Raw genomic sequence first — 22238 nt, forward strand, 5'->3', positions numbered from 1 at the left:
CCAACCACCTGATTTTTCTGCACAAGGGCTGCATCGAAGAGCAAGGCGTGCCCCGCGAGGTCCTGACCCAGCCCAAGAGCGAGCGGCTGCAGCAGTTTTTGTCGGGTAGCTTGAAGTAAGTTTGCTGCCTGCGCAGAGGTTGCAGGAGCGGCTTCTTATGATTTAATAAAAATCAAGTGAAATTCCATTTTTATTAGTCATAAAAATAATAACCTCCAATGCGTGACATGAAGACCTCCAAGCCGGGCAAGTCCAGCAAGCGCGCCACCATGACCGACATCGCCACCCAGGCGGGGGTGTCGCAGTCCACCGTCTCGCTGGTGCTGAACGCCATGACGGGCACCAAGCTCTCCAAGGAAACCCGGCAACGGGTACTGCGCATTGCCGAAGAACTGGGCTACCAGTTACCCGAGGGCCGCAAAGCCACTGCGGCCGACACGGCCCCTTCGCCCAGCATGCCACCCAAAGACGCACGTCGCCTTATCCTCTACCTGGTGGACGAAATATCCACCAGCCCGCACCCCGTTGTGTCGGTCGATGGTGCCAAAGACGAAGCCTGGAACCAGGACACGCTGGTGGCGGTGTTTGCCACCCGCTCCAATGCCGACATAGAGTCGGCGGTGCTGGCGGCCATGCTGGCCAACCCACTACTGGCAGGCGTGGTGTATTCCACCATCTTCACCCGCCAAACCGTGCCACCTGCAGCCCTTTCGGGCGTGCCCACGGTGTTGCTGAACTGCTATGTCCCCGAGGGCACCGAGCCACACTTCTCCTCGATCGTGCCGTCGGAAGTCGTGGGCGGCACCACGGCCACCGAGTACCTGGTGCACGCGGGCCATAAACGCATTGGCTTCATCAACGGCGAGCCCTGGATGGACGCAGCCAAAGAGCGTCTCAAAGGCTACCGCCGGGCTCTGTCCAGCGCCGACATTGCCTTTGACGAAACCCTGGTGCGCGAAGGCGACTGGCAGGTCACCACCGGCTTTGACTGCACCCTGTCGCTGATGCAAAACGCCCAGCCCCCCAGCGCCATCTTCTGCGCCAACGACCTGATGGCCGTGGGCTGCCTGGAGGCTTTGCACAGCCTGGGCCTGAACGTACCCGCCGATGTCTCGGTGATCGGCTACGACGACCAGGAAATCGCCCGCCACACCCACCCGCCACTGACCACCCTGGTCTTGCCCAACTACGAGATGGGCCGCCTGGCGGTGGAGTTGCTGCTAGACGAAGCCAACGGCATGCCGCACCGCAAACGGCGCATCAAGGTCGAAGCGCAACTGGTGGAACGCGGTACGGTCGGGCCGCCGTCCACCAATTTATAACTTCTTGGAAAATAATTAATAATATTAGTAATAACACTAATGAAACAATGCAGGTTCATTCATACCATGCGTTGTCTTCATTCGATTGACCGTTTGGAGACTCTGTTTAACCACACAAAAAAGAGGCTCCATGCGCTCCAACTACACCCTTCTGGCCCTGGCTCTGGCCGCCACCTATTTCTCTGGCGCAGCCGCTGCAGACGCACCCAAGGTAGCCCAGAAAGCCGCCTACAAAGTCGGCTTTGCCCAAACCGAAAGCAACAACCCCTGGCGCCTGGCCGAAACCAAGAGCTTCCAGGACGTGGCAGCCTCTTGCGGCTGGCAAGTCATCTTTACCGACGCGGGAGGTTCTGCCGCCAAGCAGGTGGCTGACATTGATTCGCTGATTGCCCAAAAGGTCGATCTGCTGGTGTTCCCACCGCGCGAAGACAAGCCGCTGATCCCGGCCGTGATGAAGGCAAAAAAGGCGGGCATCCCGGTGATCCTGGTCGATCGCGATGTGGACCACAAGCTGGCCAAGCCCGGCGTGGACTACATCACTTTCATTGGCTCGGACTTCATCGACCAGGGCCGCCGCGCAGCCGATGCACTGGTGAAAGCCACCGGCGGCAAAGCCAACATCATCGAGCTGGAAGGCAGCACCGGCGCGTCCGCCGCCACCGACCGCAAGAAGGGTTTTGACGCCGAAATCGCCAAGCACCCCGGCATGAAAATCGTGGCCTCGCAGTCTGGCGACTTCAACCGCGACAAGGGCCGCCAACTGGCGCAAACCCTGCTGCAAGCCCACCCAGAAGCCAACGCCGTCTACGGCCACAACGACGAAATGGCCGTGGGCGCCATCACCGCCATCGAAGCCGCAGGCAAGGTACCTGGCAAGGATATTTTTGTGGTCTCCATCGACGGCCAGCGCAACGCCCTGGATGCCATCATCGCGGGCAAGATGGTCGCCACCGTGCAATCCTCGCCCTACTTTGGCGGCATCGGTTGCAAGATCGCCCAGGCCTCGGCCAAGGGTGAAAAGATCCCTGCCTGGGTGAAGGTAGAAGACAAGATCTACGACATCAGCAACGCCGCAAAAGACATCGCCGAAGGCTTCTAACCCCGCCTTGCTCCTAGCCAGTGGGTGCGCGGCGCAATACCGCGCACCCTGCGAAGTTGTCTTCACCCAGGAAGTTGAATCTGTGTCTATCGCCTCTGCGCCGCTGCTGTCCATGCAGGGCATTTCCAAATATTTTGCGGGCGTACCGGCCTTACGCGATGCCTCTCTGGGCCTGCAGGCCGGTGAGGTGCACGCCCTGATCGGCCAGAACGGCGCGGGCAAATCCACCATGATCAAGGTGATGACGGGGGCCTACGCCCTGGACGGCCCGCAGGACGCGGGCCGCATCCAGTTCGAGGGCCGGGACGTCCACTTCAAGTCGCCCAAACAAGCCCGCGAAAACGGCATCAGCACCATCTACCAGGAGATCAACCTGGTGCCCTTTGCCTCGGTGGCGGAAAACATTTTTCTAGGTCGCGAACCCAGGCGCCTGGGCCTGATCGACTGGCCACGCATCCACCGCGAGGCGCAGCAGGCCGTGGCATCGGTCGGCCTGTCGGTCGATGTACGCCAGCCGGTGTCCAGCCTGTCCACCGCCGCCCAGCAAATGGTGGCAATTGCGCGTGCCGTGTCGGTCGATGCCAAGCTGGTCATCATGGACGAGTCCACCTCCAGCCTGGACGACCGCGAAGTCGAGCTGCTGTTTGGCGTGATCCGCCAACTCAAGGCCGATGGCCGCACCGTCGTCTTTGTATCCCACCGGCTGGACGAGCTCTACGCCATTTGCGACCGCGTCACCGTGATGCGCGACGGCCAGACAGTACACGTGTCCCCCATGGCCGCCATCTCCAAGCTGGACCTCGTGACCACCATGCTGGGCAAAGAACTATCGGCCGCGCACGGCTCTGGCGCTGCCCGTACACCCATTGCCCACCAGACCCCGCTGCTGCAAGCCCGGGCCTTGCAAGCCGCCCCCAAACTGCGTGGCATCTCGCTGGATGTGCAGGCGGGCGAAACCGTCGGCCTAGCCGGGCTACTGGGCTCGGGCCGCACGGAAACCATGCGCCTGCTGTTCGGTGCCGACCAGCCCGACGGCGGCACGCTGCGCTTCAACGGCCAGGCCGTGGCTTTCCACGCACCGGCCGATGCCATCGCCCAGGGCATTGCCTACCTCTCGGAAGACCGCAAGATCGAAGGCATCTTCCCTGATCTGTCGGTGCGCGAAAACATGACCATGGTGCTGCTGCCGCAACTGGCCCAGCTGGGCATCGTCAACCGGGCGACGCAGATGCAGGTGGTAGACCGCTTCATCGCCCAGCTCGGCATCAAGACCTCTGGGCCTGAGCAACCCATCAAGGAACTCTCAGGCGGCAACCAACAAAAAGTGCTGCTGGCGCGCTGGCTGGCGCTGTCGCCCCGGCTGCTGCTGCTGGACGAGCCCACGCGCGGCATTGACGTGGGGGCCAAGGCCGATATCGCCAACCTGGTCCACGCACTGGCAGCCAAGGGCATGGGCATCTTGATGTCGGCCAGCGAGCTGGAAGAACTGGTCAGCATGGGCGACCGCGTGGTGGTGCTGCGCGACGGCAGCAGCATTGCCGAGATCAGCGGCGATGCCCTGAGCGAGCAGTCCATCATGGCCGCGATTGCCGAAGGCCGCAGTACCCTGGGGGCCGCCGCCCATGGATAAGCTCAAAACCGGCCTTCAACACGGGCTGAAAAACGGCGGTGCCTTGCTGGCACTGGCACTGCTGGTGGCATTCAACCTGGTGTTCACCGAGAGTTTTCTCTCACTGCAAACCCTGAACGTCAATCTCACCCAGGTCACCACCATCGTGATCGTTGGCGTGGGCATGACGCTGGTGATCGCCACCGGCGGCATCGACCTGTCGGTCGGCGCGCTAATGGCAATTGCGGGCACCCTGGCCCCGTTGATCTTCCAGGCCCTGCCCGGCCCACTGGGTTTGGCGCTGGGCATCGCCGTGCCGATCTTGGTGGCGACGGCCTGCGGCTGCTTCAATGGCTGGCTGGTGACCAGTTTCAACATCCAGCCCATTGTGGCCACCCTGGTGCTTTTCATCGCTGGGCGCGGCGTGGCGCAGGTGCTGACCAATGGCAACTTGCTGGCCTTTGCCAACGACGGTTTTGCCGTGCTGGGCAAGGGCAAGCTGCTAGGCGTGCCGGTGCAGGTGCTGCTGATGCTGGCCATCGTGCTGGCCGCGTCCTGGATGCTGCGGCGCACCGTGTTTGGCCGCTTCATCGTCGCCACCGGGGCCAATGCCCGGGCCGCGCACCTGTCGGGTATACCGGCGGCGCGCATCAAGGTGGCGGTTTACGCCCTGTGCGGTGCGCTGGCCGGGCTGGCCGGGCTGATCACGGTGTCGATCAACGCCTCATCCGATGCCAACCAGAACGGCCTGGGCATGGAGCTGGATGCAATTGCCGCCACCGCCGTGGGCGGCACGCTGCTGGCGGGTGGGCGGGCCAACATCTTTGGCACGCTGGTCGGCGCGCTGATCATCCAGTTGATGCGCTACACCTTGCTGGCGCACGGCGTGCCCGACGCAGCCGCCATGCTGGCCAAGGCCGCCATCATCGTCGTCGCCGTATGGGTGCAAAAGAAATGATAAAAAACAAAGAACTTTTAGGTGTCTCCACCGCCGTCATCCTGCTCATGCTGCTGGGCGCGCTGCGCTACGAGAACTTCTTCAGCGCCTATAACTTGCTGGAATTTGGCCGCTACAACACCATGTTCGCGCTGATCTCCATCGGCATGGCGTTTGTGATCATGGCTGGTGGGATTGACCTGTCGGTGGGCACCGTCGCCGCGCTGGCCTCGGTGGTGTCGGCCCTGGTGTCGCCGTACAACGCGCTGGGCGCGGTGCTGGCCGGCACGCTGGCAGGCACGCTATGCGGCTGCATCAACGGGCTGATGGTGTCGCGCCTGCGCATCCAGCCCTTCATTGCTACCCTGGCTATGACGCTGGCGGCCCACGGCTTGGCGCTGCTGCTGGCGGACAACCAGGCGGTGTCCCCGTCGTACGACACCGGCTTCACCGAGGTCGGCCAGGGCGACCTGCTGGGCGTGCCGGTGCCCATGTGGATTTTGCTAGTGGTGCTGGCGCTGGCCGGGGTGGCGCATGTCTACACCGCGTTTGGCCGCCACACGTTGGCCATCGGCGGCAGCGAAGAAGCCGCCAAATTGATGGGGCTGAACGTGCACAAAAACCTGCTGCTGGTCTACGCGCTGTCGGGCACGCTGGCCGGGCTGGCGGGCGTGCTGCTGGCGGCCCAGGGCTCAGGCCAGCCCAACGAGGGCATGGGCTGGGATCTGTTTGCCATCTCGGCGGTGGTGGTGGGCGGCACGTTGCTCAGTGGCGGCGCGGGCTCCATTGCCGCCACCATGGTCGGCGTGGTGCTGCTGGGGTTGGTGTTCAACCTGCTGAATTTTGAGAACGGGCTAGGCCAGTTCACCCTGTCGTCGTACTGGCAGTCGGTGGTGCGCGGCGTGTTCTTGTTGGTCGTGGTGCTGATCCAGGCCCATGTGTTGAAAAAGAGAGGCCGCTGATGCGCTTGAGCCCCACCGAAATCGACACCCACGTCGAAACCTTCAACCGCGACGGCATGGTCATGCTGCGCGACCACTTTGCCCCCGAGGTGCTAGCCGCCTGGCGCACGGCATTTGCGCCCCTGCTGACCGCGCACATCGAGAGCGAAAAAGATGCCCCCAACCGGGGGAGCCACCGGCACTACGTCACACTGCCCTTCAGCGGTCTGTTTGCCGACCCGGCCATCCACGCCGACCCGGACGTGCTGGCCATCGTGGAGCGCGTTGCCGGGGCCAACCCGGTGCTCTGCCAGCTGGCCACCGACACGCCGCTGCGCGGCTCCGACTACCAGCCCTGGCACCGCGACACCCCGCCGCTGTTCGAGGAATGGGGACGCGAAACCCCGGCCTTTCAGCTGGCCGTCAACTTCGCCCTGTGCGAAGTAACCCCCGACAACGGCCCGCTGGAAACCACGCTGGGCACCCATTTATTAGAAAGAAATCAGGCTCTAGCCCAGATAGAGTCTACACAAGCAGCTATACAAAGTGTAGTAATGCGACTGGGCGACGTGCTGATCCGCGATGTGCGCCAAGTCCACCGGGGCACGCCCAACCGCACCGACCAGCCCCGGCCCATGGTGGTGCTGGGCTACAGCCGCCGGTGGCTGCACCGGCCCGAAGTAAATATCCGCGTACCGCAGCACACCTGGAACCACCTGCCCCCGCGCAGCCAGCAGTTGCTGCGCTTCAACCCCATCGTGGCCGACGGCGATGCACCGCTGGACAACTACCGCCAGTTCGCCTACTAAGCCATGCACGACACCCCCAATCTGGTGTGGCTGCACGCGGGTAACACCCACCTGGCACTGGCCCCGGCCATTGGCGGTGCCATCGCTGCGCTTTACACACTGGACCAGCACAGCCCGCTGACGGACCCGCCCGATGCCTTCCATTGGCTGCGCCCGGCCACCCCCGCGGCCCTGCAGGCCCGCGACCCGCTGCGCATGGCCAGCTTTCCGCTGGTACCCTGGTGCAACCGTATCCGCGACGGCCAGGCGCAGGTGCTGGGGCACCGCCTGGCCCTGCCCAACGCAGGCGGCAAAGAGCACGCCCTGCACGGCCTGGGCTGGCAGGCCGCATGGACGGTGCTGGAGCCCACGGCCAGCACCGTGGCGCTGGAATTTACCCACCCTGGCGGAGCCTGGCCCTGGTCCTTCACGGCGCGGCAGCAGTTCCATTTGACGGCCCAAGGCCTGCACTGCACGCTTTCGCTGCGCAACGACGGCACTGCCCCCATGCCCGCCGCGCTGGGCCACCACCCCTACTTCCCCCACCGTCCCGGCACCCGGCTGCGTTGTGCGGTACAGGCCATGTGGGAGTCGGATGCCGACCTACTGCCGCTACGCCTGGGCAAGCCCGACTTTTTGCCCGCGCTGCGCCAGGGCATGACGCTGGACGCGCTGGACCTGGACAACAACTTCACTGGCTGGGACCGCCGGTTTGCCATCACTTGGACCGCCCAAGCCCGACAGCTAACGCTGGAAGCCGATGCGCCCCTGGATTACTTTGTGCTGTTTTGCCCGCGTGGAGCCGACCACTTTTGCGCCGAGCCGGTCAGCAACTGCACCGACTGGCTGAACCGCGGCAGCGGGCCCGAGGTGGGTGGCAACACGCTGGCAGGCGGAGCCACACTGGCCAGCGGTTTCCGCCTGGCCTGGACCGATCTGGACCCACCTGGATAAAGCACCCGCCCCGCCCTGGGCAATATTTTTCAGGCGAGGGCGGCATCCGACCAGTCCATGATGAACGCGCGGGCATGCGCTGCATCCATCGGCTTGGCAATCCAGTAACCCTGGGCTTGGGCGCAGCCCATGCGGCGCAACAGTTCGAACTGGGCGGCGGTTTCCACGCCCTCGGCGGTGGTCTCCAGGCGCAGGGCCTGAGCCAGTTGGACGATGGTTTGCACAATCGCGGCGGCGCTGCTGTCGCCATCGGCGGCACCCAGAGTGCTGAGAAAAAAGCGGTCGATCTTGAGCTTGTCCAGTGGAAAACTGCGCAAGTAGGCCAGGCTGGAATAGCCAGTGCCAAAGTCGTCCAGCGCCACCCGCACGCCCTTGGCACGCAGCGCATGCAGCACTGCCAGCGCGGCCTGGCTGTCGCACATCAAAGTGGACTCGGTGATCTCCAGTTCCAGCCGGGTGCTGGGCAGGCCGCTGTGCTGCAAGGCGCTGTCCACCACCGCCAGCACATCGGCATTGGCAAACTGCACCGCCGATAGATTCACCGCCACGCGCAAATGCGCAGGCCAGCCCACCGCATCCATGCAAGCTTGGCGCAGCACCCAGGCTCCCAGCGGCACAATCAGCCCGCTTTCTTCGGCCACGGTGATGAACTCCAGCGGGGACACCAGCCCGCGCAGCGGGTGCTGCCAGCGCACCAGCGCCTCAAAGCCCAGCAGCGCACCGCTGGCCAGATCCACCTGCGGCTGGTAGTGCAGCACAAATTCACCGCGTTGCAAGGCCAGACCCAGATCGCTCAGCACGGCCAGCTGCTGCTGGGCGCGCAGGGCCAGGGCCGGGTCAAAAAACCGCAGGGTGCGGCGGCCTGCGGCCTTGGCGGCGTACAAAGCCATGTCGCTCACTTTCAGCAACTGCTCGGCGGTGTCGGCATCGGCGGGCGCAAAGCCCACGCCGATGCTGGCGTGCACCGCGACACGCTGACCGTTGGCCATCCACGGCAGGGCCAGCGCGGCCTGTAGCTGCGCCCCCAGGCGCTCGGCCTCGGGCCGCTCCAGCGCGCCGGGCAGCAGCAGCGCAAATTCATCGCCACCCAGCCGCGCCAACAGCGCCAGTGGGTCCAACACCGACTGCAAGCGCTGGGCCACCTCTTGCAGCAACTGGTCGCCCACAGCGTGGCCCAGCGAATCGTTGACGGTTTTGAAGTTGTCCAGGTCCAGCAGCAACAAGGTGCAGGGCGCGACGGCTGCCGCCGGGGCAAAGTAGCCCGCCAGCCGCTGGCCGAACTGGTAGCGGTTGGCCAGCCCGGTCAGGGTGTCGATATGCGCCAGGCGGGCCATTTCCAGCTCGCGCTGGCGGGCAGCGGTGATGTCCGAGCCCACACCGCGCCAGCCCTGCCACCGGCCCGCACCGTCGTGCAAAGGTTTGGCGGTCAGCGACCACCACTGCAACTGCCCGGCCACCCGCGCGGGTACCACTACGTCGCGAAACGGTTGCCGCTGCGCCAGGCAGTCCTCCAGTGCCCGGAACATTGCGGCATGCGCGGGCACCATCTGCGGAGACAGGGCCGCCAGCCGCCGCACCAGGGGCTGGCCTTGCAGTTCGGCCGACGGCACGCCCATGGCCTGGGCCAGGCGCTGAGACACATGGCGCAGACAGCCTTGGCAATTGGTCTCCCATAGCCAGTCGCTGGCGTGCTCTTCGAAGTCGTTCAGCAGCAGGCCGACAAGTTGCTTCTGGCGTTCGATCTCGGACTCAAACTTTAGCCGGTTCAGAAACATGCGCGAGGTCAGCAGCGTGGTGCTCCACACCATCAGGGCGTAAAACACCAGCAAGCCCATCAGGTAGGTGTACACCGGCTCCACGCGGTTAAAAAACAGCAGCGCCACGCCGCTACACAAGATGCAAGACCACACAATGGCGGCCTGCGGCAGGCAGCTGTACATCCAGCTACCCATCCCGATCAACGCGGCCAGCACGGCGGTGAGCAGCAGGCGACCGTCGCCATCGGTGGCGGCGTACAAATAGCCCGACACCGACACAAGCGCCAGCGCCGACGCCCCAATGCCCGCCACAAACAGCCGTACCGTGCGCAATGACACGGGTGTCGACGGCCGCACTGCCCGGCGGGTCCACCACAGCCAGGCATTGCCCAGCGCGATAACCGCCACCAACAGGGTCCAACCAAGCAGCACCTGGTGGCTTACCTGACCCCAGAAAACACAGGCCAGCACCAGCGTACTGATCAACGTGCCAATGCTGCTCATGGGCAATTGCCGCACCACCACATGGAACTGACGGCCACGGTAGATGGCCGCCTGTTCCGCCGTAGCAGCAGGGTCGCGCCAGCAGGCAACCAGCCAGTCAGTCAACGGAAAGTTAGCCATGTGCAAAGGTCATGATGGCCCAGTGTAAACAGCTACCGGCGAACCAAACCGTCCAAAACCCCGGGCTGAAAATACGTGCCCACATAATCGGCCAGACCGTTAAATACCGCATCCAACGTGGGCACTTCAGCCCCGAAAAGGGCTTGCAGCGCGGCTGGGTCTTCCAGCAGGCCGTGCAGGTACAGGCCCAGCACATTGCCCGCCGCGTTTTGCCAGGCCAGGCCGTCGGACAGCACCGCCCGGGCCACATCGCCGCCCTGGGCCATGGCCACGTGCTGCTGGGTCTGGCCGTGGTGGATTTCATAGCCCGCCACCGCCACGCCGGCCAGCGCTGCCCAGGGACCTGTCATGCCATGCGCAAAAGTAGCACGGCGGTGCTGAACCGTTTTTTGCACTTCAAACTGGGTGACCAGCGGCAGCAGGCCTAAGCCCGGTGCATTACCGTCGATGCCGTGCAGGTCGATCAGCGCCTCGCCCAGCATCTGCAGGCCGCCGCAGATGCCCAGCACCGCGCCGCCACGTGCCGCGTGCGCCGTGATGGCCGCATCCATCCCCTGCTGGCGCAGCCAGGCCAGGTCGCCACTGGTGTGCTTGGAGCCGGGCAGGATGATCCAGTCGGCCCCGGCAAGATCCGCCGGGCTGCGCGCCCAGACCAGGCGCACGCCGGGCACGTTTTTCAGCGGCTGAAATTCGTCCAGGTTGCTGATGCGCGGGTAGGCGATGACGGCCACCGTACGGGTCACGGTGCCGCTGGAACGGCTGCGGTCATCAAAGACTCCATCTTCTTCGGGCAGGCCGTGCTGCCACCATATCGGCAGCGTGGCCACGGTGGGCACGCCGGTCAGGTCTTGCAGCATCTGCGGGGCCGGGGCCAGTAACTTGGCGTCGCCGCGAAACTTGTTCAGCACAAAGCCGTGCAGCAGCGCCCGGTCTTCGGGCGGCAGCAGCGCCCAGGTGCCGTACAGGTGGGCAAACGCACCGCCCCGGTCGATATCGGTGACCAGCAGGCAGCGGGCATCGGCATGGCGGGCCACGCGCATGTTGACGATGTCGCTGCTGCTGAGGTTGATCTCGGCGGGCGAGCCCGCGCCTTCGATCACCACCACATCGTATTCGGCCCGTAGTTCATCCAGCGCTTGGGCCACCACCGGCCAGACCCGGGCACTGCGGCTGCGCCAGTCCATGCCGGTCAGCTCCGAATTCACTTCGCCCAGCAGCACCACCTGGCTGTGCGTGTCGCGCTCGGGCTTGAGCAACAGCGGGTTCATGCGCACCTCGGGTTGGGTACCGGCAGCCAGCGCCTGGAAGTACTGGGCGCTGCCGATCTCGCCGCCGTCCACAACACGCGCGTTGTTGCTCATGTTCTGCGCCTTGAACGGTGCCACCTTCAAGCCCTGGCGGGCGTAGTAGCGACACAGCGCCGTTGTCAGCCAGCTTTTGCCAGCGCCGCTGGTAGTGCCCAGCACCATGGTGCAAGCAGCGAGGGTCATGCCGAGGGGTGGTTCATACAAGCTACCGGAAAGGTTGAAATTTATAAAAAATACGGGTCTAGCGCAATCAATACCTACGCTATTAGCTATTTATTCAATAGCAAAACCGCCGATGGTACAGGCAGGTGCCCAGCGCTTGAACACGATTTTTACAGGCTGACACAGGTCTGCCACAACTAAAGAACAGAATTTCTGTTTATCCCCACCCAAGACAAGGACTTTCCCATGACCTCAATCGACCGCCGTTTCATTCTCAGGGGGGCCGCTGGTGTGGGGCTGACCGCCGTCTTTCCCGATGCCATCCAAAAAGCCCTGGCCATCCCTGCCAACGCGGTGACCGGCACCATCCAGGACGTGCAGCACATCGTGGTGCTGATGCAGGAGAACCGCTCGTTCGACCACTATTTCGGCACGCTGCGCGGCGTGCGCGGCTTCAGCGACCCGCGCGCGGTGCGCCTGTATGGCTCGGGCAACTCAGTGTTCGAACAGCCCAACCAGAACGCTGCGGGCGTGACGCAATCCCCGCCCACCGTGCTGCCCTTCCGCCCCGCCGGTGCCGACCTGGGCCTGGCGTTTCTGGCCGATCTGGCCCACTCCTGGAAGGACGCGCATGGGGCCTGGAACGGTGGCCGGTACGACAAATGGGTGCAGAACAAAACCAGCAAAACCATGGGTTACCTGCAGCGCAGCGACATCCCCTACTACTTTGCGCTGGCCGATGCCTTCACCGTGTGCGATGCCTACCACTGCTCCATCATGGCATCCACCGACCCCAACCGCTACTACCTGTGGAGCGGCTGGTCCGGCCAGAACGGCACCCTGGGCGCCGACGGCGCGGCCACCGGCAGCACCCCCGGCAAGGTAGTGCTGGGCAGCAATGGCAACGGTGCCGCGCCCTACGGCCCGGTGGTGACCAATGCCGAAGCCGGCTACAACTGGCGCACCTACCCTGAGCGGCTGCAAAGCGCCGGGGTCAGCTGGAAGATCTACCAGGACATCGGCGTGGGCCTGACCGCTGCCGGTTACTGGGGCTGGACCGGTCAGCCCTACATCGGCAACTACGGCGACAACTCGTTGCTGTACTTCCAGCAGTACCAGAACGCCGTGCCGGGTGAGCCGCTGTACGACCGCGCCCGCGTCGGCACCAACATCTACAACAACGGCGCGTTCAACAACGGCGCGCTGTTTGACCAACTGCGCAGCGACGTGCTGAACAACACCCTGCCCCAGGTGTCGTGGATTGCCGCGCCCGAGGCCTACACCGAGCACCCCAACTGGCCGACCAACTATGGGGCCTGGTACGTCAACAACGTGCTGGCCGCGCTGACCGCCAACCCCACCGTCTGGGCCAGCACCGTGCTGATCATCTGCTATGACGAGAACGACGGTTTCTTCGACCACGTGGTGCCGCCCACCCCGCCGATGACGGCCGCGCAGGGCCAGTCCACCGTCAGCACCGCCAATGAAATCTATCCCGGCAACGGCAGCGCCACCTACGCCGCAGGCCCGTACGGTCTGGGCGCACGGGTGCCGATGCTGGTAGTGTCACCCTGGAGCAAGGGCGGCTGGGTCAACTCCCAGGTGTTCGACCACACCTCCATCGTCCAGTTCATCGAAAAGCGCTTTGGCGTGACCGAGCCCAACATCACCCCGTGGCGGCGTACCGTCTGCGGCGATTTGAGCTCGGCGCTGGACTTCTCGATTGCCAGCGCCACCGCCTCGCGCCTGCCCAGCACCGCTGCCTACGTGCCCCCGACGGCCGACAGCACCAGCGGCAAAACCTACCCGAATCTGCCGGTCGCCCCGCCCGCCAACCAGAGCATGCCGGTACAGGAACCCGGTTCCCGCCTGGCCCGTGCCCTGCCCTACCAGCTGCAGGCCACCAGCGTGGTGAACGCGGTCAACCAGAGCATTGGCATCAGCTTCAGCAACGCTGGCACGGTGGGCGCGTGGTTCCATGTGCGCACCGCCAATGGCGCGTTGGCTGGTGGCTCGACCGGCCCCTGGGGCTATACGGTCGAGGCGGGCAAATCGTTGTCCGACACATGGACCCCGCCTGCCGGTTCCAGCGCGTACGACCTGGCGGTGTACGGCCCGAATGGCTTTCTGCGCAAGTTTGCGGGCAGTCTGGGCGCAGCGGCGGCCAAGCTCAACGTCCAAAGCCTGTACGACACGACCAGCGGCGGCATCTCGCTGGTAGTGACCAATGTGGGCACCGCGCCCACCACCGTGACCGTGACCGACCAGTACCAGCGCAACGCCTCGCACCAGACCGTCGCCCCCGGTGCCAGCTTCCGCTCGGACTGGACGCTGCAGACCAGCGCCCGCTGGTACGACCTGCTGGTCACCGCCAGCACCGATGCCAGCTTCGCCTGCCAGTGCGCCGGCCACGTGGAAACCGGCAAGCACGGTGTGAGCGACCCGCTGCTGTGAACGTTTCATCCCTCTTATTGCACCTTTTTCACCCAGGACACCCCATGCTTTCCAAACTCCCCACCCTGCTGCGCCAGGCCAGCCTGTGCCTCGCTTTCACCACCCTGTTCGCCACCGCCCTGCCTGCCGCCCAGGCCTCGGTGGTCTACGACAACCTGGGTGCAGCCACCAGCGGCGCCGACCCGCTGTACAGCTATGGCCCCCTGGCCAATTCGTTCAGCACGGGTGCCGATGGCGGCACGCTGCGCGGCGTGCAGGCCCTGCTGATGAACCTGGGGCCCGACATCGTCTCCGACATCCATGTCAGCCTGTTGGCCAGCAACGGCACGCTGCCCGGCACAAGCCTGGTTTCGCTGGGCAGCCTGTCCAGCGCCAGTGTGTCTTCGGCCGGGTTCCAAGCCTACAGCTTCGCGCCGCTGGCGGCATTCAACCTGGCAGCCAACACCCGGTACTGGGTGGAAATCACCGTTGCCGGTATCAACGCCATCGAATGGGCGTTTGCGTCCGACCTGTCGTTGACCGGCGTTGCCAACGAGTTCTCGTACAGCAATGCCTTTGGCGTGAGCCCCAACGCCAGCGCAGCGCTGGACGGCTTCGGCCCCTACCAAATGGCGGTGCAAGTGCCTGAACCCGGGTCGCTGGCCTTGGTCAGTCTGGGGCTGGTCGCGGTGGTGTGGATGCGCCGCCGCCGCGCAAGCCAGTCTTAAAAATTAGACGAAACAGGGCTCTGGCGTAATATCTACTTGCGCTAGTAGCTATAAATAATAGAGCAATCCATCAGCCGTTCGGCAACAAGCCATCTGCCCGGCTGCGGGTTAGTTCCACGGTGTCGGCATTCAGCCGGTCGTTCAAAGCCAGCCGTGCTTCAGCCTGCGCTACGGTAAAGCCCCAGGCGGCCTGGTGGCGAGCCACCAGGCGCTGCATGGCCACGTCCATAGGCACATCCAGGTACCAGCAAACATCCAGCAAGCCTTCCAGGTTCCAGCTGTGGTCGCGGTGCAGCAGGTACAGGCCTTCCACCAGCACCAGCCGGGTGGCCGGGCCGATGGCCACCGCATCTTCTTGCGGGTCGCCCACGCTGTGTTCGAACTCGGGCCACAGCACCGGTGCGGCACCGGCTTGCAAAGAAGCCTGGCGCAGCGCGCCGATACGGGCTGCCAGCGCGGAGGGGTCAAAGGTCCAGGGCGCGCCGCGCCGGGCCAGGGCCGCTGCCGGGTCGGGCATCTGCGCCAGCGCCGCACGGCTCAGGTGGAAGCCATCCATGCCCAGCGCTTGCACCGTGCCCGGCCCGGCCTGGGCGTTGACCTCGGCGGCGAGTTGGGTGGCGATGGTGCTTTTGCCAGAGCCCGGCAAGCCGACGATGCCAACAATGGTGCGGCGGGTGGGGTCGGCTTGCAGTAAAGCCAGAAGTTGGGCGGCGGGTTGCGAGATGGTAGGAACAGTCATGGGGCTGATTTTCGCCGCTGTTCCAGATCGCGCAGCGCGGCTTCAAAGGTGTCGAACCGGAAGCGGAAGCCCTCGGCCAGCAGGCGCTGCGGCACCACCCGCTGCCCGTCGGTTAGCAGCGTGGCCTGCTCGCCCAACAGCAGCTTGAGCACCACCGCAGGCACCGGCACGGCCAGCGGGCGGTGCAGCACTTTGCAGGCGGTGCGGGTGAATTCCCGCTGGGTCACGGGCCGCGGCGCGGTAAGGTTGTAGGCCCCTGTGGCGGGCGCGCTATCGAGCTTGGCCAGCAAAAAGGCCACGGCGGCCAGCACATCGTCCAGGTGCACCCAGCTCAGTACCTGGTCGCCCGCGCCCATCTGCGTGCCCACGCCGAGGCGAAACGGCTGCAGCATCTGCGGCAGCGCGCCCTGCTGGCCCAGCACCACACCCAACCGCACGGTGGCCACGGCCACGCCATAAGCGGCCATGCCCTGGGCCGTGTGTTCCCAGCGCTGGCAGAGTTCGGACATGAAAATCGGCTGCGGCGGCGCACCTTCGCCCAGCGCCCCCGGGTCGTCCACCGCCTGCACGCCATAAAAACCAATTGCCGAGGCCGACAGCAGCCAGCGTGGCTTGTGCGCTGCATGGGCCACCCAGTCCACCAGCGCCTGTGTGACCCCGCTGCGGCTGGCGTGCAGTACCTGCTGGCGGGCGGACGACCAGCGCGGGCCCAGCACCGGCTCACCCGAGAAGTTCAAGATCGCATCCACCGGGGTGTCTTGCAGCTCCGCCAGGTGGGTGATGCAGCGCACCGCCTGGCCGTACATCTTGCGGCCCTTGTCGATGTTGCGCACCCACAGCGTGAGGCTGTGGCCTTGGGCCAGCAGCATGCGGCACAGGGCCTGGCCTAAAAAACCGGTGCCGCCGGTAACGAGAATGTGGAGGGGAGACATAGCGTGCTCAGGGTTAAAAATCCATGGTTGAATCGCCCATATGGACTCTGCATTCTCTGCCAACTACCGCTTTCTCGCCCGCTACAACCGCTGGTTCAACCAGCGCCTCTACGCCGCCTGCGACGGGCTCAGCGACACAGCCCGCCAGCAAGACAGCGGCGCGTTCTTTGGCTCCATCCACCGCACGCTGAACCACCTGTTGGTGGCCGACCAGGCCTGGCTGCGGCGCTTTGTGGATTGCGGCACGGCGCACGGTGCCAGTTGGCCGGTGCTCACCGATGCCATCCGCATGCCGCCCCAGCACCCGCTGAACCAGCCCCTGCACGCCGACTGGACCGCCCTATGCGCCCACCGCGAAGCGCTAGACACCGCCATTGAAGCTTGGCTGGCCGATGCGCCTGCCGGTATGTTGGGCTGGACCATGGCCTACGCCAACTCGCAAGGCACGCCACGCCAGCATCCGCTGTGGCAGGCGCTAACCCACTTCTTCAACCACCAGACCCACCACCGCGGGCAGGTCACCACGCTGCTGTCGCAGCAGGGGGTGGATGTGGGGGTGACGGATTTGATTGCGCTAGTGTAGATTTGAAGAAAATCCGGCTCTGGCGCAAATACTACCTGCGCCACCAGCTACTGATTCGATAGCTCGATGTCCGCCCAACCCAAGCACTGACCCGACCCGCAAGCGATTGGTGTAGCCTGCCAGATCCATGCGCGGGTGGTACACCGCGTCGCCACGCTGACCCTGCACGCCGACCTGCTGGTCTGGGTGCAGTCGGGCAGCAAGACCGTGCACCGCGCACGCGGCAGCTACCAGTGTGTGGCCGGGCAGCTGCTGATGCTGGCCAAAGACAGCGTCTGGGATGTGGTGAACGACCCTGCACCACAACTGCGCTACCAGGCCTGCGTGCTGCAGATCGCACCCGAGATGGCGGTCGACTTCCACCAGCGCTACCCGGCCCTGGCCGGTAGCGCCCGCCCGGTGCTGGCCCAGGTGCTAGCGGTGGACGACACCCTGGGCCTATCTCTGCAAGCCGTGGCCGATTCTGGCCGAACGCGGCTGGATGTTCCCTCCCAACAGCCAGCTGAGCACCGCTGACCGGGTGCGCCGCGTGGTCGCCGGGCGCCTGCATGCAGCCTGGAACGCCGAGGCAATCGCCCAGGCCCAGCACACCAGCCCCAGCACCCTGGCGCGTTAGCTGGCCAAGGAAGACAGCAGCATTGCCGCCACGGTGCGCGAAGCCCGGCTAGAAACCGCACTCGGCATGCTGCAGACCAGCGAACTGCCGGTAGGGGGAATCGCCCAACACTATGGCTACGCGTCACACAGCTGCTTCGGCGCGGCCTTCAAATCGCGCTTCGGATTCGCGCCCTCGCTGTTGCGCGAAACGGCATAAAAGCTGCACGGTTCGGGCTAAACACTTCTGCGGCTTCGGGCGACAGTAGCGCCTTGTTTTCACAAGGAGTTATTTGTTCCCCCGCTTGTTCCACCACGCCGCCACGGCCACCCTGTTGCTCACCAGCCTGGCCGCCCAAGCCGACACTTTCACCCTCACCAGCCCCGACATCGCCGAGGGTCGCAGTCTGCCGGATGCCCAGGTCTTGCAGGGCTTTGGCGCAGCGGCGGCAACCAGTCACCGGCCCTGCAATGGCAAGGTGTGCCCGCCGGCACGCAAAGCCTTGCGCTGACGGTGTACGACCCGGATGCCCCCACCGGCTCGGGCTGGTGGCACTGGGTGGTCTACAACCTGCCAGCCAATACCTTCGGCCTGTCGGCCCAGGCCGGCAGCGGCAAGGGTGGCTTGCCAACTGGCGCGGTGCAAGGCTGTACCGACTTCGGCACACCCGGTTTTGGCGGCGCCTGCCCGATAGGGTCGGCGTGGAAGCCGGAGACGATGTCCAGCTCCACCTCGGGCCAGCGGTGGCCATCCTGGCCTCCCTGAAAACACTGGGTGCCGAATGGGTAGAGATCGACGAGCCCACCCTCGATCTAGACCTGCCCGATGCCTTGCGCCACGCGTTTGAGCCCGCCTACTGGCAACTGGCACGCAGTGGGGCGCAACTGCTGCTGTCCAGCTACTTCTCGCCCCTGCAAGACAACCTGCGCCTGGCCTGCCAGTTGCCCGTGGCCGGGCCGCACGTTGACGCAGTGCGCGCCCCGGAAGAACTGGTCGGCATCACCGACTGGCTGCGCGCGCACAAAGTGCTGTCGGTCGGCCTGGTGGATGGCCGCAACATCTGGCGCACCGACCTGGATGCCGCCCTGGCCCGCCTGCGCCCGGTGGTCGACAAGCACCGCGGCCCGCTGCGGCTGGCGCCGTCGTGTTCCTTGCTGCACGTACCCTACAGCCTGGGGTTGGATGCCACACAAGACGCGGAAGTAGGCACCTGGCTGGCGGACGCAGTAGAAAAGCTGGCCGAGCTGCGCACCCTGCAAGCCGTGCGGGATGGCCAGGATGCCAGCGCAGCACTCGCGGACAACCGCGCCGCCTGCCTGTCACGCCGCACCAGCCCCCGCGTGCACCGCGCAGGCTGGGCGGCGTACCTCGACTGGGCCACCCGCGCCTTTCGCACCACCGCCAGCGGCGTGCGCGACAGCACGCAAATCCACACCCACATGTGCTACGCCGAGTTCAACGACATCCTGCCCGAGATCGCCGCCATGGATGCCGACGTGATCACCATCGAGACCAGCCGCTCGGGCATGGAATTGCTACAGGGCTTTGGCGACTTTGCCTACCCCAATAGCATCGGCCCTGGCGTGTACGACAGCCATTCCCCCCCGCGTGCCCACGGTAGAAGCCATGGTCGCGCTGCTGCGCAAAGCCGCAGCCGTGGTATCCGTGGAGTGCCTATGGATCAACCCCGACTGCGGGTTGAAAACCCGCGGCTGGATTGAGACGCAGGCGGCGCGGGTGCTGCGGTTGCCCATACACACCATCGACACCGGAAGCTGCCACTGCAGAGCAATTCGCTGGAAAGCCGGTATCGGCCTCGCGGCGGACACTGTGTAGTATTGTGTAGAGGCCTAACCTCTTCAGTCCCGATCGGAGTCCACCATGCGTGCATATCTTTTCGCTGCCATCGTCTTCGCAAGCTCACTGGCCCATGGACAGATGACACCGTCACGCCTCAGCGAGGCGGCTCAAGCGGCTCCAGACCTGAAGTTCCCCGAAGCTGCAGCGCTTACTTTTCCTTCCGCGCCAGAAATGGCCATTTACAAGCCTGCAGGCTCTGGCCCCTTTCCCGCAGTAGTGCTGGTGCACCAGTGCCACGGGCTGCGCCTATCGGCCAAAAATTGGTCCAACACGTCCATGCTGACGTGGGCGAAAGAAGCAGTTGCCAGGGGGTTTGTGGTTCTGGTTTTAGACAGCCTCGGGCCCAGGGGTGCCGATATGGTGTGTGCGGGCGCCAAGGGGGGCGTTAATCTGCCGCGAGGCACCCTGGACGCGCTGCAAGCCGCCGAGCATCTTCGCAAGTTTGACTTCGTCGATCCCGATAGAGTCTCGCTCATCGGCTTCTCATGGGGCGGGATAGTCGGCCTTCTCGCTAGCAGCAAGATGTGGGCGGACACATTGTTGCCCGGTCGGCGCTTCGCGGCAGTTGTCGCGCTCTACCCAAAATGCAGCCCGGCAACACCCCCGAATGAAAGGCCGTTTGACCTGGTCAATTCAGACATCGACCGACCGATTGCAGTGCTGGGGGGCGAGAAGGACATTGATCAGCCGGCGAGTGATTGCGTCTCGCGTCTGGAACCACTGAAGGCATCCGGCGCGCCGCTGGAATGGACCCTCTACCCGCAGGCCACGCACTGCTGGGATTGCGAATCGCTCGATGGCTTCAAGTCCCAGACACCACGGGGAGAGTCTGTCATTCGGTACGACCGCAACACCACCCAGAAGTCTATGGACCAGGCATTCGGGTACGTGTCTCGTGCCCATGCATCCAAAGTGCCAGGCTCCTAAAAATCGGCCACCCCAGCTTCGTGCCCGCAGATTGCAATGGGTAGCCCTGCAAAAACGCTATCAAAAAAATAGCTTTCAGCACTTTAGGCTTAAATTTTCTTTAGCGGACATGCATCCACCATTGCGCACTCGGTGCGTAGCGGCATCAGCTTTCCGTGCGTGAACACGCTCTTAAAACGTTTCCCATTCACCGGAGTCCACGTCGCTGGTCTTCTTGGCGGGCTTGGCTGGGGCAGGCAGTCGGGTGGTGGGCGCGGCGGTCTTTTTGGGTGCTGCAACCTTGCTGGCGGGTTCTGGCTTGCGCGCCACGTCCGTGTTGAGAGCGGCGGGTTTTGCGGTGTAGCGCTGCGGCGCGGCGACGGGCTGGGTGCGCGTGGCCGCCCCGGTGTATGCGCCTGGGCTGAGCTTGAAGAAAGCCACCGACTGCACCATGCCATCGGCCTGGCTCTTGAGGCTGCTGGCGGCGGCGGCCATTTCTTCGACCAACGCGGCATTTTGCTGCGTAGCTTGGTCCATCTGGGTCACGGCTTCGCCCACCTGGGCAACGCCCGAACTTTGCTCACTGCTGGCGGCGCTGATCTCGCCCATGATGTCGGTGACGCGGCGGATGGAGCCCACCACTTCCGCCATGGTGGCACCGGCTTTGTCTACCAGCGCCGTGCCATGGTCTACCCGCTCAACGCTAGCGCTGATCAGACCCTTGATTTCTTTGGCGGCATCGGCCGAGCGTCCGGCCAGGCTGCGGACCTCGCTGGCTACCACGGCAAAACCCCGGCCCTGCTCGCCTGCGCGGGCAGCCTCGACAGCGGCATTCAGCGCCAGGATGTTGGTCTGGAAGGCAATGCCGTCGATCACGCCGATGATGTCGGCGATTTTCTTGGAACTTTCGTTGATGCCCTTCATGGTTTCCACCACCTGGCCCACGACTTCACCGCCCTGGATGGCCACCGTGCTCGCGCCTTGCGCCAACTGGTTGGCCTCGCGCGCATTGTCGGCGTTGTGCTTGACTGCGGAACCCAGTTGCTCCATGGAGGCAGCGGTTTCTTCCAGCGCCGAGGCCTGCGACTCGGTACGGCCGGAAAGGTCGTGGTTGCCCTGGGCAATCTGGATGCTGGCTGTGGACACACTCTCGGCATTGCTGCGTACCTGGCCCACGGTCTTCACCAGGCTTTGCTGCATGCGCTGCAGGGAGGCCAACAACTGACCGACTTCGTCGCGGAACTCCACCGCAATGGTCACGCTCAGGTCACCTTCGGCCACCCGGTCAGAGGCCTCCACCGCCTGGCGCAAGGGCTGGGTAATGGAGCGGGTGATGAGGTAAGCGGCAGCGACGCTGGCCATGACCGCCAACACCGCAAAAGTCAGCACCACCCACACGGCATTTTGGTAGATGCTCGTCTCTTCAATGCCACCTTGTTTGATGCTGTCCTCTTGGAAGGCTGTCATTTCCTTGAGTGCGGCAAGGTAGGCCGCCTGCGTCGCGTATTCAGGACCGTACAAAACGGCCTTGCCCTCGTCGTTCTTGTTGACCAGACCGAGCGCGACCACCTTGTCTGTGAAGGCCATGTAAGCCACCCCCGTGCTCTTGACGGCTTTCACCAACTCGCGCTCCTTGTCACTGTCGGCCATCTTCTCGAGCGTGGCAGTCATTTGTTCGACGATCTGCCGGTCCTTGTCCAAAGCGGCCTTGTTGCTGGCTAGCGCCTTCTCGTCGTCCAGAAGAATCGTATTGCGGGTGATGCGGGCGATGTCCATCACGGTGTACGACAAGGTCGATGCTGCTTGCACGTTGGGATAGAGGTTGTCTGTAATGTTGTGCGCACCGGCGTTCAGACTCGCCAGCCGCGTGAGACTGAGTACGGTAGTAACCAGAATGATGAGCACCAACAAACCAAAGCCGAGACCAAGGCGCATACCCAGTTTGAGATTCTTCATAAAATT

General features: G+C 64.5%; 21 protein-coding genes and 2 pseudogenes. 18 read left to right on the forward strand and 5 right to left on the reverse strand.

What is annotated here, in order from left to right; translation table 11 throughout:
- The 8 genes and pseudogenes from AC097L_RS17920 to AC097L_RS17955 form a co-directional block, all read left to right on the forward strand.
- Positions 1-119 (forward strand): annotated as a pseudogene (locus tag AC097L_RS17920) (histidine/lysine/arginine/ornithine ABC transporter ATP-binding protein); the annotation flags it as partial.
- A gap of 150 nt (positions 120-269) precedes the next feature.
- Positions 270-1322: a LacI family DNA-binding transcriptional regulator gene (locus tag AC097L_RS17925; RefSeq protein ID WP_479588165.1), complete on the forward strand. Its 1053-nt coding sequence runs from the start codon at positions 270-272 to the stop codon at positions 1320-1322.
- A gap of 130 nt (positions 1323-1452) precedes the next feature.
- Positions 1453-2421 (forward strand): ABC transporter substrate-binding protein, encoded by a 969-nt coding sequence (locus tag AC097L_RS17930; RefSeq protein WP_479587905.1) that lies wholly within the window; start codon positions 1453-1455, stop codon positions 2419-2421.
- A 112-nt stretch (positions 2422-2533) separates the two neighbouring features.
- Positions 2534-4051, forward strand: coding sequence for a sugar ABC transporter ATP-binding protein (locus AC097L_RS17935; RefSeq protein ID WP_479588167.1), 1518 nt, complete (start codon positions 2534-2536; stop codon positions 4049-4051).
- Positions 4044-4988 carry an ABC transporter permease gene (locus tag AC097L_RS17940; RefSeq protein ID WP_479587907.1) on the forward strand — a complete coding sequence of 315 codons (945 nt, stop codon included), beginning with the start codon at positions 4044-4046 and terminating at the stop codon, positions 4986-4988. Before AC097L_RS17935 ends, AC097L_RS17940 begins: the two co-directional genes overlap by 8 nt.
- Positions 4985-5929, forward strand: coding sequence for an ABC transporter permease (locus tag AC097L_RS17945; RefSeq protein WP_479587908.1), 945 nt, complete (start codon positions 4985-4987; stop codon positions 5927-5929). The genes AC097L_RS17940 and AC097L_RS17945 overlap by 4 nt, the downstream gene beginning before the upstream one ends.
- Positions 5929-6717 carry a phytanoyl-CoA dioxygenase family protein gene (locus AC097L_RS17950; protein ID WP_479587909.1) on the forward strand — a complete coding sequence of 263 codons (789 nt, stop codon included), beginning with the start codon at positions 5929-5931 and terminating at the stop codon, positions 6715-6717. The genes AC097L_RS17945 and AC097L_RS17950 overlap by 1 nt, the downstream gene beginning before the upstream one ends.
- Positions 6718-6720: 3 nt before the next feature.
- Positions 6721-7650, forward strand: a complete 930-nt coding sequence (locus AC097L_RS17955) for an aldose 1-epimerase (RefSeq protein WP_479587910.1) — start codon at positions 6721-6723, stop codon at positions 7648-7650.
- A gap of 29 nt (positions 7651-7679) precedes the next feature.
- Here AC097L_RS17955 and AC097L_RS17960 read toward each other — a convergent pair whose 3' ends face one another.
- Positions 7680-10031 (reverse strand): putative bifunctional diguanylate cyclase/phosphodiesterase, encoded by a 2352-nt coding sequence (locus AC097L_RS17960; RefSeq protein ID WP_479587911.1) that lies wholly within the window; start codon positions 10029-10031, stop codon positions 7680-7682.
- Between the two features lie 32 nt (positions 10032-10063).
- A complete protein-coding gene (locus tag AC097L_RS17965; RefSeq protein ID WP_479587912.1) occupies positions 10064-11521 on the reverse strand; it encodes a cobyric acid synthase in 1458 nt (485 codons plus the stop codon).
- Positions 11522-11746: 225 nt separating this feature from the next.
- On the opposite strand from AC097L_RS17965, the gene AC097L_RS17970 reads away from it, so the two are divergent.
- Positions 11747-13954: a phosphocholine-specific phospholipase C gene (locus AC097L_RS17970; RefSeq protein ID WP_479587913.1), complete on the forward strand. Its 2208-nt coding sequence runs from the start codon at positions 11747-11749 to the stop codon at positions 13952-13954.
- Positions 13955-13998: 44 nt separating this feature from the next.
- On the forward strand, positions 13999-14661 hold the full coding sequence (locus AC097L_RS17975; RefSeq protein WP_479587914.1) for a choice-of-anchor R domain-containing protein: 663 nt from the start codon (positions 13999-14001) through the stop codon (positions 14659-14661).
- Between the two features lie 70 nt (positions 14662-14731).
- Here AC097L_RS17975 and AC097L_RS17980 read toward each other — a convergent pair whose 3' ends face one another.
- Both AC097L_RS17980 and AC097L_RS17985 read right to left on the reverse strand, forming a co-directional pair.
- Positions 14732-15400, reverse strand: coding sequence for a nucleoside/nucleotide kinase family protein (locus AC097L_RS17980; RefSeq protein WP_479587915.1), 669 nt, complete (start codon positions 15398-15400; stop codon positions 14732-14734).
- Positions 15397-16332: a TIGR01777 family oxidoreductase gene (locus AC097L_RS17985; RefSeq protein ID WP_479587916.1), complete on the reverse strand. Its 936-nt coding sequence runs from the start codon at positions 16330-16332 to the stop codon at positions 15397-15399. The genes AC097L_RS17980 and AC097L_RS17985 overlap by 4 nt, the downstream gene beginning before the upstream one ends.
- A gap of 40 nt (positions 16333-16372) precedes the next feature.
- Between AC097L_RS17985 and AC097L_RS17990 the strand changes: the two genes are divergently transcribed.
- The 8 genes and pseudogenes from AC097L_RS17990 (at position 16373) to AC097L_RS18025 (ending at position 20297) form a co-directional block, all read left to right on the forward strand.
- Positions 16373-16915: a DinB family protein gene (locus AC097L_RS17990; RefSeq protein WP_479587917.1), complete on the forward strand. Its 543-nt coding sequence runs from the start codon at positions 16373-16375 to the stop codon at positions 16913-16915.
- Between the two features lie 135 nt (positions 16916-17050).
- Positions 17051-17431: a hypothetical protein gene (locus AC097L_RS17995; RefSeq protein ID WP_479587919.1), complete on the forward strand. Its 381-nt coding sequence runs from the start codon at positions 17051-17053 to the stop codon at positions 17429-17431.
- The gene (locus AC097L_RS18000) at positions 17397-17531 is read left to right on the forward strand and encodes a hypothetical protein (RefSeq protein WP_479587921.1); all 135 of its coding nucleotides are present in this window, start codon (positions 17397-17399) and stop codon (positions 17529-17531) included. The genes AC097L_RS17995 and AC097L_RS18000 overlap by 35 nt, the downstream gene beginning before the upstream one ends.
- A gap of 21 nt (positions 17532-17552) precedes the next feature.
- Positions 17553-17729: a helix-turn-helix domain-containing protein gene (locus tag AC097L_RS18005; protein ID WP_479588170.1), complete on the forward strand. Its 177-nt coding sequence runs from the start codon at positions 17553-17555 to the stop codon at positions 17727-17729.
- A gap of 73 nt (positions 17730-17802) precedes the next feature.
- Positions 17803-18021, forward strand: coding sequence for a hypothetical protein (locus AC097L_RS18010; protein ID WP_479587922.1), 219 nt, complete (start codon positions 17803-17805; stop codon positions 18019-18021).
- Positions 17991-18275: a YbhB/YbcL family Raf kinase inhibitor-like protein gene (locus AC097L_RS18015; RefSeq protein WP_479587923.1), complete on the forward strand. Its 285-nt coding sequence runs from the start codon at positions 17991-17993 to the stop codon at positions 18273-18275. The genes AC097L_RS18010 and AC097L_RS18015 overlap by 31 nt, the downstream gene beginning before the upstream one ends.
- A pseudogene (locus tag AC097L_RS18020) lies at positions 18260-19346 on the forward strand (hypothetical protein); the annotation flags it as partial. The gene AC097L_RS18015 and the pseudogene AC097L_RS18020, both read left to right, overlap by 16 nt.
- 45 nt (positions 19347-19391) lie before the next feature.
- Positions 19392-20297: a dienelactone hydrolase family protein gene (locus tag AC097L_RS18025; protein ID WP_479587924.1), complete on the forward strand. Its 906-nt coding sequence runs from the start codon at positions 19392-19394 to the stop codon at positions 20295-20297.
- Between the two features lie 171 nt (positions 20298-20468).
- Here AC097L_RS18025 and AC097L_RS18030 read toward each other — a convergent pair whose 3' ends face one another.
- Positions 20469-22232, reverse strand: coding sequence for a methyl-accepting chemotaxis protein (locus tag AC097L_RS18030; protein WP_479587925.1), 1764 nt, complete (start codon positions 22230-22232; stop codon positions 20469-20471).
- Positions 22233-22238: the final 6 nt, after the last annotated feature.

This window comes from Rhodoferax sp. RT5P35 (assembly GCF_056521385.1).

Bases quoted from the DNA above. Each gene is read 5' to 3' on its own strand.
- AC097L_RS17925 (WP_479588165.1), top strand. From the start codon at position 270: ATGACCGACATCGCCACCCAGGCGGGGGTGTCGCAGTCCACCGTCTCG.
- AC097L_RS17930 (WP_479587905.1), top strand. From the start codon at position 1,453: ATGCGCTCCAACTACACCCTTCTGGCCCTGGCTCTGGCCGCCACCTAT.
- AC097L_RS17935 (WP_479588167.1), top strand. From the start codon at position 2,534: ATGCAGGGCATTTCCAAATATTTTGCGGGCGTACCGGCCTTACGCGAT.
- AC097L_RS17940 (WP_479587907.1), top strand. From the start codon at position 4,044: ATGGATAAGCTCAAAACCGGCCTTCAACACGGGCTGAAAAACGGCGGT.
- AC097L_RS17945 (WP_479587908.1), top strand. From the start codon at position 4,985: ATGATAAAAAACAAAGAACTTTTAGGTGTCTCCACCGCCGTCATCCTG.
- AC097L_RS17950 (WP_479587909.1), top strand. From the start codon at position 5,929: ATGCGCTTGAGCCCCACCGAAATCGACACCCACGTCGAAACCTTCAAC.
- AC097L_RS17955 (WP_479587910.1), top strand. From the start codon at position 6,721: ATGCACGACACCCCCAATCTGGTGTGGCTGCACGCGGGTAACACCCAC.
- AC097L_RS17960 (WP_479587911.1), bottom strand. From the start codon at position 10,031: ATGGCTAACTTTCCGTTGACTGACTGGCTGGTTGCCTGCTGGCGCGAC.
- AC097L_RS17965 (WP_479587912.1), bottom strand. From the start codon at position 11,521: ATGACCCTCGCTGCTTGCACCATGGTGCTGGGCACTACCAGCGGCGCT.
- AC097L_RS17970 (WP_479587913.1), top strand. From the start codon at position 11,747: ATGACCTCAATCGACCGCCGTTTCATTCTCAGGGGGGCCGCTGGTGTG.
- AC097L_RS17975 (WP_479587914.1), top strand. From the start codon at position 13,999: ATGCTTTCCAAACTCCCCACCCTGCTGCGCCAGGCCAGCCTGTGCCTC.
- AC097L_RS17980 (WP_479587915.1), bottom strand. From the start codon at position 15,400: ATGACTGTTCCTACCATCTCGCAACCCGCCGCCCAACTTCTGGCTTTA.
- AC097L_RS17985 (WP_479587916.1), bottom strand. From the start codon at position 16,332: ATGTCTCCCCTCCACATTCTCGTTACCGGCGGCACCGGTTTTTTAGGC.
- AC097L_RS17990 (WP_479587917.1), top strand. From the start codon at position 16,373: ATGGACTCTGCATTCTCTGCCAACTACCGCTTTCTCGCCCGCTACAAC.
- AC097L_RS18000 (WP_479587921.1), top strand. From the start codon at position 17,397: ATGTTCCCTCCCAACAGCCAGCTGAGCACCGCTGACCGGGTGCGCCGC.
- AC097L_RS18025 (WP_479587924.1), top strand. From the start codon at position 19,392: ATGCGTGCATATCTTTTCGCTGCCATCGTCTTCGCAAGCTCACTGGCC.
- AC097L_RS18030 (WP_479587925.1), bottom strand. From the start codon at position 22,232: ATGAAGAATCTCAAACTGGGTATGCGCCTTGGTCTCGGCTTTGGTTTG.